Origin of the sequence: uncultured Ruegeria sp., from assembly GCF_947497005.1 — a bacterium.
Lineage (GTDB): Bacteria > Pseudomonadota > Alphaproteobacteria > Rhodobacterales > Rhodobacteraceae > Ruegeria.
In genome coordinates this window covers 228,517-242,509 of sequence record NZ_CANMFF010000006.1, presented here as the reverse complement: position 1 = coordinate 242,509, position 13,993 = coordinate 228,517, and the positions used below count along the sequence as shown (strand labels likewise).

Genomic DNA, 13,993 nt, shown 5'->3' with positions numbered 1-13,993 from the left:
CGCCCGTTGCTCGATATTGCACAAGTCCGCACAGTTCTTTCGGACGTCTATGACCTTGCCCCATCGGCCACTCTGGCCGATGAGATGAAAGACACATTTGCCCGCATGGATCGTGTGGTCAGCCCGCCCGATTGGGCAGTCTATGCGCCCTATGTTCGTGCGATCAACAGGCTCAAGAAAGAGCGTAACGCCGTGATCCTTGGGCACAATTACATGACGCCCGAAATCTTTCACGGTGTGTCCGATTTTGTTGGCGACAGTTTGCAACTGGCGATGAAAGCCAGTGAGGTCGAAGAGGACGTAATCGTTCAGGCCGGTGTTCATTTCATGGCCGAAACGTCGAAAATTCTGAGCCCGGAGAAAACTGTCCTGATGCCGGATATGGATGCCGGTTGCTCTTTAGCAGAATCGATTACTGCCAAGGGAATCGACGAAATGCGAGCCAAATACCCCGGCGCGCCGGTTGTGTCTTATGTAAACACCACTGCCGAAGTCAAAGCGGCTTCTGATATCTGCTGCACCTCTTCAAACGCGCTGCAGATCGTGAATGCAATGAAAAGCGATACGGTCATCATGACGCCGGATCAGTATCTGGCGCAGAATGTCGCCAATGAAAGTCACAAGAACGTGGTGTACTGGCCTGGCTCCTGCATCGTTCATGAACAATACACCGCGCAAGATCTACGCGACTTCCGCGAATGGAACCCCGGTACGCGTCTGATCGCGCATCCGGAATGCCCACCCGACGTGGTGGCCGAGGCCGATTATTCAGGCTCGACCAGCGGTATTATCAAATACGTGCATGACAAGAAGCCCCAAAAGGCGATGCTCATCACCGAGTGTTCGATGGCATCCAACATTGCCGATGAATTGCCCGAAGTCGATTTCGTCGGCCCTTGCAACATGTGCCCGTACATGAAGAAGATCACGCTTGAAAAGATCCTTTTTGCCTTGCACACGATGGAAGGTCAGGTCGAGGTCGCCGAAGATGTCGCAGAAAAAGCACGTAAATCCGTTCAGGCGATGATTGATCTTTCCCGCAAGCTCGGCATCTGAACAGCATGTCTGACATCACCACGGATCGCGTCATAATTGTCGGGGCCGGGATTGGCGCGCTTTATGCTGCATTGAAACTGGCGCCTCGACCGGTGGTGGTCATCTCGCCAGACCCGTTGGGGGAAGGCGCAAGTTCGGCATGGGCGCAAGGTGGTGTGGCGGCAGCGATGGACTTGGCTGACAGCCCGGAAAGCCACGCTGTTGACACCGTCAAGGCCGGGGCAGGCACCGTCGAGCCAGACGTTGCAGACTTAGTCACGCGCGAGGCGCGTGACTATATTCTCGACCTGACGACATTGGGCACACCTTTTGACCGCACAGAGGATGGCGGGTACGTCCTGTCGCGCGAAGCTGCACACAGTTTCGCCCGCGTGGTGCGGGTGAAGGGGGATCAGGCGGGCAGCGAGATCATGGCGGCCCTGATCGAACGCGTACATGAGACGCCCTCTGTTCAAGTGCTCGAAGGCGTTCTGGCAACCGCGCTCGAAGTCAAAGGCGGACGCGTGACGGGTGTAACGATTCAGGACGTTTCGGAAACAGGATCTGCACCTGTAACACTCAACGGGCCTGCCGTGTTACTGGCGGGCGGTGGTTCTGGCGGACTATATGCGTTGACGACAAATCCTACGCGTATTCGGGGGCAGGTCATCGGAATGGCCGCGCGGGCCGGGGCTTTGATCGCGGATGCCGAATTTGTCCAGTTTCACCCCACGGCGATGGATGTCGGCGAAGATCCGGCTCCGCTGGCAACCGAGGCGTTGCGTGGGGAAGGAGCAATCCTGATCAACAAACTCGGTGAGCGCTTCATGCTGGCCATCCACCCCGACGCCGAGCTCGCGCCCCGTGACGTTGTTGCCCGCGCAATATTCGCCGAAGTACAGGCGGGCAACCGACCTATGCTGGACACCCGCGAGGCTCTGGGCGCGCGGATTAAGGATCTGTTTCCTGCAGTTGCGGAATATTGCGCACGCAACGGAATCGATCCGGTCAAGAAGCCGATCCCGGTCGCTCCGGCAGCGCATTATCACATGGGTGGCATTGCCACCGACACTGATGGGCGCGCGACTCTGGATGGTTTGTGGGTGTGCGGCGAGGCGTCTTCGACTGGCCTCCACGGTGCCAATCGGTTGGCCTCGAACGGCTTGCTCGAAGCGCTGGTTTTTGCGCGCATCTGTGCCGAGGGTATCGCGAATTCAGTGCCTGACGCGCCCAATTCCAAACCAATAGCCTTGCGATTTGATCAAGCTGACACCCCTGATACGTTCGCGGCAGTCCAAGCGTTGCGCACGGTTATGACGCGTGATGTTGGCGTGGTCCGGGATCGCGCAGGGTTAAGCAGGGCGCTGCACATGGTCGCGTCGCTTGAAGATCAGCATGGCGACTGCCCGACGTTCAGAAATATGTGCGCCACCGCCACCCTGATCGCGGCTGCTGCACTGCGACGCGAAGAGAGTCGTGGCGCTCATGAACGATCTGACTTTCCGGAAACCTCTGATGGCTCCGGCGAACGGTCTCGGATGTATCTCTCCGAAGCCCGAAGCATACGGGCCGAAGCCTGCAAGGAATTCTCATGAATTTTGCGACCCTGCCTGATCTGATCCTCGAGCCTGTGGTCCGCGCTGCGTTGATGGAGGACCTGGGAACTTATGGTGACGTGACTACCCGTGCCGTGATCCCGCATGGCACGACCTACATAGCCCGGCTGAACGCGCGCGAAGACGCGGTGGTTTCCGGGATTCAGGTGGCGACAATCGCATTCCGACTTGTGGACCCTTCGCTTGAGATCGACGTGCGAGCCAAGGATGGTGCGCATTGTCAACGTGGCGACACGTTGATGACCATCAAGGGATCCGCCGCCTCAATTTTGTCTGGTGAACGGGTTGCTCTCAATTTTGCAGGCCGCCTGACTGGCATTGCCACCAAGACAGCTGCATTTGCGAAGCAGACCGAGGGTTTGCGGGCTCGGATAACCTGCACACGTAAAACAACCCCAGGCCTTCGCATCGTGGAAAAGCAGGCTGTGTTGCACGGTGGCGGTTTCAACCACCGTTATTCATTGTCCGATGCGATTCTGATCAAAGACAACCACATCGCTGCGGCGGGTGGAATTGGTCAGGTTCTGGAAGCGGCCAAGGCCCATGCCAGCCATATGATGGCCGTGGAAATCGAAGTGGACGATCTGGACCAACTGGCCGAAGTGCTGAAGGTTGGCGGTGCGTCTGTTGTGCTGTTGGACAACATGAATAACGACATGCTCCGTGAGGCTGTCGCCATGGTAAATGGGCGGATGAAGATCGAAGCCAGCGGCAACGTTACACTTGACCGGGTCGCTTCAATCGCCGCAACCGGTGTGGATTATATCTCGTCCGGCGCGTTGACGCATTCTGCACGCACAGTTGATTTGGGCCTCGATTTCTGAAGGCGCGGCATTTCCGCTTGATTTGAGATCGATTGCGCCAACACGGTTGCGAAATGATCTTTTATCGATAATAAATCTGCAGCAACGCAAGCTGCAGGAAGTTTTATAGATAAAATGATCATCCCTCATTCCGGCTGGACCCGAAAGTCTGCGCAAGCTGTTCATGACCTCCCGTTGATGGACCTTCTGTTCCGGGCGCAGACCGTGCACCGAGAGAACTTTGATCCGAACAAGATCCAGACCTCGAAATTGCTGTCGATCAAAACCGGCGGTTGTGCCGAGGACTGCGCCTATTGCTCGCAATCGGCCCGCAATGGATCGACCCTGTCCGCGTCGAAACTGATCGAGGTTCAGCGCGTACTGACCGAGGCCAAGAAGGCTCGCGACGGCGGCGCGACCCGATTCTGCATGGGAGCTGCCTGGCGAGAGCCCAAGCCACGCGATATGCCTGCTCTTGTTGCCATGGTAGAAGGCGTCAGGGCAATGGGCATGGAAACCTGCATGACGCTGGGTATGTTGGATGACACTCAGGTCGTTCAGCTGCGCGATGCCGGGCTGGACTACTACAACCACAATATCGACACGTCTGAACGCTATTATTCTGAGGTGATCACCACCCGAACGTTCTCGGACCGGATCGACACGATGAACCGGGTTCAGGAAGCCGGAATTAAGGTTTGTTCGGGTGGTATTTTGGGTATGGGTGAACATACCGGCGACCGCATCGATATGCTGCTGACTTTGGCAAACATGACACCGCCTCCGGATTCGGTGCCGATCAACATGCTGATGCCGCAAGCTGACACACCGTTGGCCGATGCAGAACCAATCGATCCAATCGATTTTGTACGGATCATAGCCACTGCCCGCATTCTGATGCCCAAATCCTACGTTCGGCTTTCCGCTGGGCGCAGTGACATGAGTGATGAAATGCAGGCGATGTGCTTCTTCGCCGGCGCGAATTCGATCTTTGTCGGCGAAACTCTTCTGACGGCAGAAAACCCCGAGGAAGACACCGACTCGATCCTTTTTTCGAAACTTGGTCTTCAGGCTGAAACGGCTGCAGAGCATAAGCACACGGAAGCTGCCGAATGAAAGCAGTCGATCGACTGGACTCCATGCTTGATGCGCTTGAAGCCCGGCACCGCCGTCGGGCTTTAATCCCAGCGCGCGGGTTGGATTTCGCGTCGAACGACTACTTGGGCTTGGCCGGATCGACCCTGTTGCAAAAAGCCGCGCAGGCGGCACTGGCCAGGGGTGTTCCGGTCGGCTCGGGCGGCTCGCGTCTGCTGCGAGGAAATCATCCTGAACATGACGCGCTGGAACATGAAGCTGCAGCGTTCTTCGGGGCCGAGACCGCGTTGTTTATGGGCGGAGGATTTCAGGCCAATCAGGCGATCTTTTCCACCCTGCCAGCTGCCGGAGATCTGGTTTTGTATGACGCGCTGGTTCACGCCAGCGCCCACGAAGGGATGCGTGCCAGCCGTGCGGATCTGCGCGCCTTTCGCCACAACGACGTCGGGGATGCGCGTAAGGTACTGAGCGAGTGGCGGTCAAATGGTGGATTGGGCCAAGTCTGGATCGCCGTTGAAAGCGTCTATTCCATGGAAGGCGATCTGGCTCCGCTGGAGGACCTGTCTTCCTTGGCGTGTGAGTTCGAAGCCGTTCTTGTCGTGGACGAGGCGCATGCTACAGGCGTTTTTGGGGCAGATGGCAAAGGCCTGGCGCATGATCTGAACGCAGACCTTCTGACCCTGCACACTTGCGGAAAAGGGCTCGGTGTCGCTGGCGGACTGATCTGTGGCCCGCGGGTGATGATCGACACCCTGATCAACCGCGCGCGCCCTTTTATCTTCGCAACCGCGCCGTCCCCTCTGAATGCTGCTCTGGTGCGGGCTGCCCTGCGTGAATTGGCTGGAAATAACAAACTGGTCGCTGCCGCACACAAACGCCTGCGACATGCTCATAATATGGCGCGGCAAGCGGGATTGCCTGACATAGCCCTGAACAGCCAAATCATTCCTGCCATTCTAGGGGATGAGGCCCGCACGATGGCGATGGCTGAGGCTTTACAACAACAGGGGTATGACATTCGGGGCATCCGGCCGCCCACCGTTCCCAAAGGAACGTCCAGGTTGCGCGTCTCGATCACCGGAAATGTCACCCTCGAGGACATCTCGGCGCTGTTTTCAACCATCGCCAGTCATCAATCGGAGGCCGCATGAGCGCGCTGATCGTTGTCGGAACCGACACGGGCGTCGGAAAAACCGTGTTCTCAGCAGGTCTTACGGCTGCGTTGAACGCTTGTTATTGGAAGCCGGTTCAGTCGGGTCTGGAAGATGCAACAGACACCGAAACCGTCCTCACCTTGTCCGGTGCGGACGTGCTGCCCGAAGGGTATCGTTTGAACATGCCGGCCTCACCGCATCTTTCTGCAGAAGATATGGGTGTTGAGATTGATCTGTCGCGCCTTGCTTTGCCGCAGGTAGACGGACCGCTGGTCATTGAAGGGGCAGGGGGCCTGATGGTGCCGCTGAACCGCAAGTCCTATTATTTGGATCTGATTGCCCAGTGGCGGGCTCCGGTCGTTCTGGTCGCACGCACAGCGCTGGGAACAATCAACCATACCACGTTATCTCTGATGGCGCTTCGGAACGCAGGGTGCGAGCTCGTTGGTGTTGCCTTTGTGGGCGACCCAGAGCCGGATGTGGAACAAACCATTGTCGAGATGAGCAAGGTTCGGCACCTCGGGCGCCTACCATATTTAAGCGACCTGACGCAGCAAACCCTGACCGATGCGTTCTCAGCCATCGATGTGGCCACCATTCGGAGGTTCCTGTGACCCCGCTGGAGTTCGACGCCCGCCATTTATGGCACCCCTATACGCATGTGCTGGAACCCGGCCCGATGCATCTGATAACCGGGGCAGAGGGTGTCTGGTTAACCCGTGATGACGGCGTCAAGATGATCGACGCGATGTCATCATGGTGGTGTACAGTGCACGGCCATCGGCACCCGGCCATCATCGAAGCCATGCAAAGGCAATTGGGGACACTGCCACATGTGATGTTCGGCGGATTGACCCATAAGCCCGCAGTGGAACTTGGCCGCAGTCTGATCAGCCTTTTGCCCGATGGGCTGGACCGCATCTTTTACAGTGACAGCGGCTCGGTCGCTATCGAGGTCGCGTTGAAAATGGCGGTCCAGTATCAGATCGCCAAAGGCTACAGCGAACGGTCCGAGTTTGCAACGATCCGCGGCGGCTATCACGGCGACACGTGGAAAGCGATGAGCGTGTGCGATCCCGTCAACGGGATGCACGGGCTATTTCGCGGTGCATTGTCGATCCAGCATTTCCTGCCGCGCCCTCACATCCAGTTCGGTCAGGAATGGCCTGACGATCCTGCCGAAAACGGACTGGAGGCACTGGCAGCCCTATTGGACGGCAAAGGCGATAAGATCGCCGCTGTGATCCTTGAGCCTGTGGTGCAAGGCGCTGGTGGGATGTATTTCTATCATCCGGCCTGGCTGCGCGGCGCGCGCGCCTTGTGCGACGCCCATGATGCTTTGCTGATTTTTGACGAGATCGCTACCGGCTTCGGGCGCAGTGGCGAGATGTTCGCGATGGATCACGCCCGGGTTGTTCCTGACATCCTGTGCCTTGGCAAGGCGTTGACTGGTGGGCATATCACTCTTGCAGCGACTGTCGCGACTGAAGCCGTCGCGCGTGGGATCGGTGAAAGTGAGGCTGGTGTTTTGATGCACGGGCCAACCTATATGGCCAATCCGCTGGCTTGTTCGGCAGGTGTGGCCAGCCTGAGCCAGCTGCAACAACGGAACTGGCGGCAGGAAGTGGCTAGTATCGCACAGCAAATGGAGACCGAGCTGGCCCCGGCCCGCATCCTGCCCAGTGTTGCAGAGGTGCGCGTGCTTGGCGCGATTGGTGTCATCGAAATGCGCGACCGGGTCGACCCCGCGATTGCACATCGATTGTCCGCAGAATCCGGTGTTTGGCTACGCCCGTTTGCTCGCAACATCTACTGTATGCCGCCCTATGTCATTTCACCCGAGGAGTTGAGCCGCGTGACTGCGGCTATGGTGGCCCTGGCAGGAGGGCAGCAATGATAAGCCGATGGCTGGCGCAATCGGACGAAAGCACCCTGACCCTCGTGTTCGGCGGCTGGGCTTTGGGCGCTGCTCCGTTTCATGGCCTTACGGGGGGCGGGAACGTTCTGCTGGTAGAAAACTACACCAGCCTTGACGGTCCTTTACCCGACCTGGACCAATTTGATCGTATCGACCTGCTTGCCTTTTCTTTCGGGGTTGCCTCGGCGGCGCACTGGTTGACGCACACAAAGTTTCGCCCGGACCGGTTGGTTGCCGTCAGCGGCACCCTGCACCCGGCTTGTACAGAACGGGGCATTGCGCCGGAAATGATCCGGGCGACAGCGGATCAGCTGTCATCGGTCAATTTCGCCAAGTTTTGCCGACGCGCTGGACTGTCCGCAGAATTCCCCGGGTTGGACATTCAACATGCACAGAAAGAACTGCACGCCGTAATACAACGCGGTTCGGCCCCTGATCCCGGTTTTGACCGGGTGTGGATACCCGCGCGTGACCGGGTCATTCCAACAAAGTCGCAAGAGGCCGCCTGGGCCTCGGCTTCGGATATGATTAAACGCGTTGCCGGACCCCATGTGCCTTTTCGACCTGGCCAAAGCTGGGAGGAGTGGTTGTCATGACGGCACAATTGGCGGACAAAGTGCAACGGAGCTTCAGCCGAAGCTTTCAGACATACAACGACACGGCCAGCCAGCAGGCATGGGTTGCGCGCAAACTGATCTCCGAGCTGCGTCGCGCAGGGGCGCCGGACTGGTTCGGCACGACGTTTGAACTGGGATGCGGCACAGGCCACCTGACCCGGTTGCTGCGGCAGAACTTTGACCTTCCCGACCTCTATCTGAACGATATCGCGCCGCAAGCTCAAGCGACGGCAGATGCGGATAAGGCTGCGTTCATCGCCGGAGACGTTCGTCTGGTTGAGTGGCCCGCAAGACTAGATCTGGTCGCTTCGGCCTCGATGATTCAGTGGATGGAGGATCCGGCCCATTTGCTGCACCAGGCGGCCGACGCGCTTGAAACTGGCGGGTGGTTGGCCATTTCCGGTTTTGGTCCCCGGCAATACCAGGAGCTTACACAGATCGGCTCGACAGCGCGTGCACCGGGCCTTTGCACGCCTGAAGCCCTGAAAGCCGCCATTGATGGGCCGTTTAAAGTTCTGACCGTCGGCGAAAGTATTAGGCAATCTTTTTTTGCCACACCCAGAGATGTTTTGAAATACTTGAGAAGAACAGGGGTAAATGGTCGGGCGCAAAAGTCATGGACCCGGTCAACACTAGCCCAGTTCGAAGCCGACTATGTGCAGAATTTCGGAACGTCCTACGGAGTGTCGCTGACCTATCACCCAGTGTGGGTCACTGCCCAAAAGCGCTAGACGCTTAGTCCGCTACCACAAGGTCGATTTCATTCGCCAAAAGCATCCGGCGGATATCCTCGGGCGGTTGCGTGTCCGTGAAGAACAGATTGATTTTATTGGCAGGCTCAAGTGTCACCGGCGCACGTTTTCCAAGCTTTTCACCATCCGCCACTACGATGCGAACTTGTGCATTCTGAATGGCAACACGGGCCAGATTAGCCTCTTGCAGATCATGCAACATAAAACCAAGCTCAGCATTGACTGCACCGACTGACAAGACAGCGAAGCGGACATTCAATCGTTTGATGAGGTCCTGAGCTTCGACACCAAACGCGCCGCCATCATGTGGGCGAAGCTCGCCGCCGGCCATGAACACTCTGTTGTTGTTTCTAGAGGCTAAATTCTGAGCAACAAAAACCGAGTTGGTCACCACAAACAAGTCCTTGTGGTCGCAAAGAGCACGCGCGACGTAAGCGGTCGTCGAGCCAATGTCGAGGAAAACCGAGTCGCCATCGCTGATGATTTCAGTAACAGCTTTCGCCAGTTTTTCCTTGGCATCGACCTCTTTGTTCAGACGGTTTTGCAAAGAAGGCTCAAGAATGTCTTCAAGCAGATGAACCCCGCCGTGAACCTTGCGCACAATACCGCGCTCTTCCAGATTGCGCACGTTTCGGCGAATGGTTTCGAGGCTAACGCCCAGGTCATTTGCCAGAACACTCACACGGCACGTCCCGCCAGCGCGAAACAATGCGCGCAGGATTTCTTCTTCTCGTTGATTGGTGGTTTGCAGGTTCATTTTCGCGCTCTGATGGCATCGTCTTAAGGGACGTTTAGATATATCACAATCCCCACATAAAACAACGCTAGGCGAAATATGCCGTGCTAATTTATAGGTTAGAAAAGAAAATTTGTGGCTTAACGTGGTTTTTATTGACACAAAACCCCACGATGTGATCGTCTATATTCAATACCACCGATTCATCAAAAAAAATCACGACAGGGAGAAGGTGTTATGAAGTGCAAAATGAGACTTCCCGCGCTGGCTTTGATGGCTGCCGGAACTGCAACAACTGCATGGGCCGCTGAATCTTCGGACCCAATCAAACTGACGCTGCACGACTGGTCGGGGCAGCTGATCAATACCAAGATCATGGGCTCGATTCTGGAAGAAGCCGGATACAACGTGGAATACGTTCAGGCGGACTACATTGCTCAATTTGCCGGCCTGAAAACTGGTGATCTGCATCTGGCAGTGGAAATCTGGGAAACCACCGGCCGCGAAGCGCTGGACGAAGCAACGGGCACCGGCAAGGTTGTCAATGTCGGTGAGACCGGCCTGATGGCGATCGAAGAGTGGTGGTACCCAAGCTACATGAAAGAACGGTGCCCGGGATTGCCGAATTGGGAAGCCTTGAAAGAATGCGCCGAGGAATTCGCGACGGCTGAAACCGCTCCGAACGGGCGTTATGTCGGTGGACCGGTGACATGGGGTGGCTTCGATGATGAGCGTGTCGAAGCGCTTGAGCTGGATTTCGAAGTCGTCCACGCGGGCACTGATGCGGCCTTGTTCGCCGAATTGGAATCCGCCTATCAGCGTCAGGACCCGATTGTTCTGTGGGTTTATGTCCCGCATTGGGCACCAGCGAAATACGATGGCGAATTTGTCGAATTCCCGCCATTCTCAGCCGAATGCTACAGCGACCCTTCGGTCGGTGTGAACCCGGATATGGCTTATGATTGCGGCAAACCGCGCGGTCCGATCTGGAAAGCTGCCTGGTCTGGCTTGCAAGAAAAATGGCCTGGCGCCTATGACATCATTGAAGCCTACAACATCAATAATGATGAAATGAGCGCCATGGTCGGTAAGGCCGATCTGGATGGCGTGGAAATCGACAGCGTAGTTGCAGAGTGGATGGAGACCAACAAAGACCGCTGGTCTGGCTGGGTCTCGAAATAATCCACTGGCCAGAGCGGGCCTCTCGCTCTCTCGGAACGCTCTGGCCTTTTTTGCGTATTGACCGGACCCCTCTGATGCCCCCCAAGACAAAATTGTCGTGCCGAAACGTCTGGAAGCTCTATGGCCCCAACGCTGAACGGCTACTGAAGACAACCCCGAATCCCACGGCAGATGACATTCGCAAAGCAGGCGTGATCGGCGCGGTGCGCAACGCCAATATCGAGATCGCTGAAGGTGAGATTTTCGTCATCATGGGCCTGTCCGGGTCTGGCAAATCCACTTTGGTGCGTTGTTTATCCCGGTTGATCGAACCAACCACTGGTGAGGTTCTATTTGACGATACAGACCTCTTGACCGCCAGTGATAAAGAGCTGATCGAAATCCGGCGTCACAAGATGGGGATGGTATTTCAGCATTTCGCGTTGCTGCCGCATCTGACTGTTTTGCAGAACGTAATGTTCCCGCTGACTATTCAGGCCACCCCCCAGGCTGAGGCTAATGCAAAGGCTCATGAAGTGGTAGAGTTGGTCGGCCTGAAAGGCCGTGAAGATTATTACCCGCGGGAACTCTCGGGTGGACAGCAACAGCGTGTCGGGATTGCCCGATCCCTTGTGACGGAACCAGACCTGTGGTTTCTGGATGAACCTTTTTCAGCACTCGATCCTTTGATCCGGCGCGAGATGCAGGATGAATTCCTGCGCCTGCAGGAACGCCTGCACAAGACAATTGTCTTCATCACCCACGACTTTGAAGAAGCGGTTCGATTGGCTGACCGCATTGCCATCATGAAGGATGGCGTGGTGATCCAGATCGCCACGCCGGAAGAGCTTGTGATGCATCCCGCCACGGATTACGTCGCTGAATTTACAAAGCATATCCCACGCTCCAAAGTTCTGACTGTCGGCGGAGTCATGACGGCAGGTGCAGTGGGCGAAGAGGACCCGATTGCACAATCGACCCGCGTGTCCGACGTTGCAGAACGGATCATCGCCGCTGACGCACCCATCCCGGTATCCGACAGCAGCGGGCAGATCGTCGGGTCTATTGATCGTAAAGCAGTGGCACAGGTGCTGTTCGGCGACGGGGACGTGGCATGACACGCCTGAACCGCAGTCAGATCATTATTCTGGTGCTTGTTCTGATCACAATTGTTCTTGGATATTATGGTCGTGATCTGAGCAAGGCGTTGGATGCGCGCTGGCTGACCAAATTCCCTTCGGCCTGGGTAATTCCGTTCAAGGCCTATATCTCTTCTGCAATGGCGTGGCTGATCGAAGATGCGGCTGTCGGGCCGGTTTCATTTACGGACATCACGCGCGCCATCGCCTGGTTGATCGAACAGCCCTATAATCTGGTGCTGGCCCTTTTGGCACATGGATTTGTAAGTGGTCAGGGTAACGATGCACAGGTCATTGTACCGGCGGTCAGCTGGATCGTGGTGATTACAGCCGTGATCGCCTTGGGGCAATACTGCCGCGACTGGGGGCTGGCCGCTCTGGTCGGAGCCTGTTTTATCTATCTTGCCGTTTTCGGACAATGGGACAGCGCCATGGTCACGCTGGCGTCGGTCCTGATTGCAGTGCCAATCGGAGCAGGCGGAGGGTTGCTGCTGGGCATTCTCGCCTATCGCTATCCACTGTTCGAAAATATCATTTCGCCCGTTCTGGACCTGATGCAAACGATCCCGATCTTTGCTTATCTTGTGCCAATTCTGTTTATGTTCGGTTTTGGCCCGATCTCGGCTCTGGTCGCAACGATCATCTACGCCACTCCGCCGATGGTGCGGATTACAACGCTGGCCCTGAAAGGCGTAGATCCCGAGATCCTTGATTTCGGACGCATGGCGGGCACTACTCAGCGGCAACTGATGTGGCGGGTACTGGTGCCATCAGCCAGCCACAGCCTGATGGTGGGCGTAAATCAGGTGATCATGCTGACGCTGAACATGGTCATCATCGCCTCGATGATCGGAGCCGGAGGGCTTGGGTTTGATGTCCTTGCTGCGCTGCGCCGTCTGGATATCGGAGCGGGGTTCGAAGCTGGCATCGCCATCGTAGTGCTAGCCATCGCCGTAGACCGTCTGAGTCAAGCCTTTGCCGAGCGGATGGGTCAGGTGTATCACGAGGCTTCGGGCTCTTGGGTTTCCCGCAATCGCCGCACCGTTCTGGTGCTAATCCTGCTCGTGCTGACATGGGTACTGGGCCAGTTCTCGCCTCTGCTGCTGGAATACCCCGATAGCCAGACCATAACTACCGGCGCGTTCTGGGACGACACTGTCGAATACCTGAACGTCAACTATTTCGACACGTTCGAAGCCATCAAGGTCTTCTTCCTGACGTGGTTCATGATCCCGATCAAGACGGTTCTTTTGGGTATTCCTTGGCCTTGGGCCATCGCGATGCTGACCCTTTTGGGCTGGCAAGCGGGTGGTTGGAGGCTGGCGTTGCTATGCGGTGGGATGGCTTCGTTGATCCTCGTTTCAGGTTTGTGGTCCAAGGCGATGGTGACGGTGTACTTGTGCGGTGCATCCGTCATTCTGGCCACTGTGATCGGAGTCCCTCTGGGCGTTTTGGCCGCGCTGAACAAACGAGCCGGAACCGCCATCAACCTGCTGATCGATACACTGCAAACACTTCCCAGCTTCGTTTACTTGATCCCGGTTGTGATGTTGTTCCGGGTCGGTGATTTCACTGCCCTGATCGCCATCGTCCTCTATGCGCTGGCCCCAGCAGTGCGCTACGCCGCCCATGGTATACGGTCGGTCAGCGAAGAGTTGATCGAGGCCGGTCTGGTGTCGGGTTGTACCCGCAGGCAACTATTGCGCCATATCAGACTGCCTATGGCCTTGCCTGAGATTCTCTTGGGCATCAACCAAACCATCATGCTGGCCTTGTCGATGCTGGTGATTACCGCGCTTGTCGGTACCCGCGATCTTGGGCAAGAAGTCTATATCGCTCTGACCAAGGCTGACACCGGACGAGGGCTGGTCGCAGGCTTGTCGATCGCATTTATCGCAATCATCGCCGACCGGTTGATTAACGCAGGTGCCCGTCAGGCCCGCATCCGTTTTGGACTGGAGAGTTGA

Annotated in this window: 13 protein-coding genes; 12 read left to right on the top strand and 1 reads right to left on the bottom strand. The window is 56.8% G+C overall.

Annotated elements, in window-relative coordinates:
- The first annotated feature begins 6 nt into the window (after positions 1 to 6).
- From nadA to Q0816_RS10815, 9 genes are all read left to right on the top strand, one after another.
- The gene (gene nadA / locus Q0816_RS10855) at positions 7 to 1,056 is read left to right on the top strand and encodes a quinolinate synthase NadA (protein WP_298850263.1); all 1,050 of its coding nucleotides are present in this window, start codon (positions 7 to 9) and stop codon (positions 1,054 to 1,056) included.
- 5 nt (positions 1,057 to 1,061) lie between these two features.
- Positions 1,062 to 2,630 carry an L-aspartate oxidase gene (locus Q0816_RS10850; protein WP_298850261.1) on the top strand — a complete coding sequence of 523 codons (1,569 nt, stop codon included), beginning with the start codon at positions 1,062 to 1,064 and terminating at the stop codon, positions 2,628 to 2,630.
- Positions 2,627 to 3,475: a carboxylating nicotinate-nucleotide diphosphorylase gene (nadC, locus tag Q0816_RS10845; RefSeq protein ID WP_298850259.1), complete on the top strand. Its 849-nt coding sequence runs from the start codon at positions 2,627 to 2,629 to the stop codon at positions 3,473 to 3,475. The genes Q0816_RS10850 and nadC overlap by 4 nt, the downstream gene beginning before the upstream one ends.
- A gap of 114 nt (positions 3,476 to 3,589) precedes the next feature.
- The gene (gene bioB, locus Q0816_RS10840; RefSeq protein ID WP_298850257.1) at positions 3,590 to 4,570 is read left to right on the top strand and encodes a biotin synthase BioB; all 981 of its coding nucleotides are present in this window, start codon (positions 3,590 to 3,592) and stop codon (positions 4,568 to 4,570) included.
- Positions 4,567 to 5,700, top strand: a complete 1,134-nt coding sequence (locus tag Q0816_RS10835; protein ID WP_298850255.1) for an 8-amino-7-oxononanoate synthase — start codon at positions 4,567 to 4,569, stop codon at positions 5,698 to 5,700. The genes bioB and Q0816_RS10835 overlap by 4 nt, the downstream gene beginning before the upstream one ends.
- Positions 5,697 to 6,317 carry a dethiobiotin synthase gene (gene bioD, locus Q0816_RS10830; RefSeq protein WP_298850254.1) on the top strand — a complete coding sequence of 207 codons (621 nt, stop codon included), beginning with the start codon at positions 5,697 to 5,699 and terminating at the stop codon, positions 6,315 to 6,317. Before Q0816_RS10835 ends, bioD begins: the two co-directional genes overlap by 4 nt.
- Positions 6,314 to 7,600, top strand: coding sequence for an adenosylmethionine--8-amino-7-oxononanoate transaminase (gene bioA / locus Q0816_RS10825; RefSeq protein ID WP_298850253.1), 1,287 nt, complete (start codon positions 6,314 to 6,316; stop codon positions 7,598 to 7,600). The genes bioD and bioA overlap by 4 nt, the downstream gene beginning before the upstream one ends.
- On the top strand, positions 7,597 to 8,217 hold the full coding sequence (locus tag Q0816_RS10820) for a DUF452 family protein (RefSeq protein ID WP_298850251.1): 621 nt from the start codon (positions 7,597 to 7,599) through the stop codon (positions 8,215 to 8,217). The genes bioA and Q0816_RS10820 overlap by 4 nt, the downstream gene beginning before the upstream one ends.
- Positions 8,214 to 8,969: a methyltransferase domain-containing protein gene (locus Q0816_RS10815; protein WP_298850249.1), complete on the top strand. Its 756-nt coding sequence runs from the start codon at positions 8,214 to 8,216 to the stop codon at positions 8,967 to 8,969. The genes Q0816_RS10820 and Q0816_RS10815 overlap by 4 nt, the downstream gene beginning before the upstream one ends.
- 4 nt (positions 8,970 to 8,973) lie before the next feature.
- Here Q0816_RS10815 and Q0816_RS10810 read toward each other — a convergent pair whose 3' ends face one another.
- Complete coding sequence (locus Q0816_RS10810; protein ID WP_298850247.1) at positions 8,974 to 9,888, bottom strand: DeoR/GlpR family DNA-binding transcription regulator; 915 nt, start codon at positions 9,886 to 9,888, stop codon at positions 8,974 to 8,976.
- An 87-nt stretch (positions 9,889 to 9,975) separates the two neighbouring features.
- On the opposite strand from Q0816_RS10810, the gene Q0816_RS10805 reads away from it, so the two are divergent.
- From Q0816_RS10805 to Q0816_RS10795, 3 genes are all read left to right on the top strand, one after another.
- Positions 9,976 to 10,908, top strand: a complete 933-nt coding sequence (locus Q0816_RS10805) for an ABC transporter substrate-binding protein (protein ID WP_298850246.1) — start codon at positions 9,976 to 9,978, stop codon at positions 10,906 to 10,908.
- A gap of 74 nt (positions 10,909 to 10,982) precedes the next feature.
- Positions 10,983 to 12,005, top strand: a complete 1,023-nt coding sequence (locus Q0816_RS10800; protein ID WP_298850244.1) for a glycine betaine/L-proline ABC transporter ATP-binding protein — start codon at positions 10,983 to 10,985, stop codon at positions 12,003 to 12,005.
- Positions 12,002 to 13,993 (top strand): proline/glycine betaine ABC transporter permease, encoded by a 1,992-nt coding sequence (locus tag Q0816_RS10795; protein ID WP_298850242.1) that lies wholly within the window; start codon positions 12,002 to 12,004, stop codon positions 13,991 to 13,993. Before Q0816_RS10800 ends, Q0816_RS10795 begins: the two co-directional genes overlap by 4 nt.

Bases quoted from the DNA above. Each gene is read 5' to 3' on its own strand.
- Q0816_RS10850 (WP_298850261.1), top strand. From the start codon at position 1,062: ATGTCTGACATCACCACGGATCGCGTCATAATTGTCGGGGCCGGGATT.
- nadC (WP_298850259.1), top strand. From the start codon at position 2,627: ATGAATTTTGCGACCCTGCCTGATCTGATCCTCGAGCCTGTGGTCCGC.
- bioB (WP_298850257.1), top strand. From the start codon at position 3,590: ATGATCATCCCTCATTCCGGCTGGACCCGAAAGTCTGCGCAAGCTGTT.
- Q0816_RS10835 (WP_298850255.1), top strand. From the start codon at position 4,567: ATGAAAGCAGTCGATCGACTGGACTCCATGCTTGATGCGCTTGAAGCC.
- bioD (WP_298850254.1), top strand. From the start codon at position 5,697: ATGAGCGCGCTGATCGTTGTCGGAACCGACACGGGCGTCGGAAAAACC.
- Q0816_RS10820 (WP_298850251.1), top strand. From the start codon at position 7,597: ATGATAAGCCGATGGCTGGCGCAATCGGACGAAAGCACCCTGACCCTC.
- Q0816_RS10815 (WP_298850249.1), top strand. From the start codon at position 8,214: ATGACGGCACAATTGGCGGACAAAGTGCAACGGAGCTTCAGCCGAAGC.
- Q0816_RS10805 (WP_298850246.1), top strand. From the start codon at position 9,976: ATGAGACTTCCCGCGCTGGCTTTGATGGCTGCCGGAACTGCAACAACT.
- Q0816_RS10800 (WP_298850244.1), top strand. From the start codon at position 10,983: ATGCCCCCCAAGACAAAATTGTCGTGCCGAAACGTCTGGAAGCTCTAT.
- Q0816_RS10795 (WP_298850242.1), top strand. From the start codon at position 12,002: ATGACACGCCTGAACCGCAGTCAGATCATTATTCTGGTGCTTGTTCTG.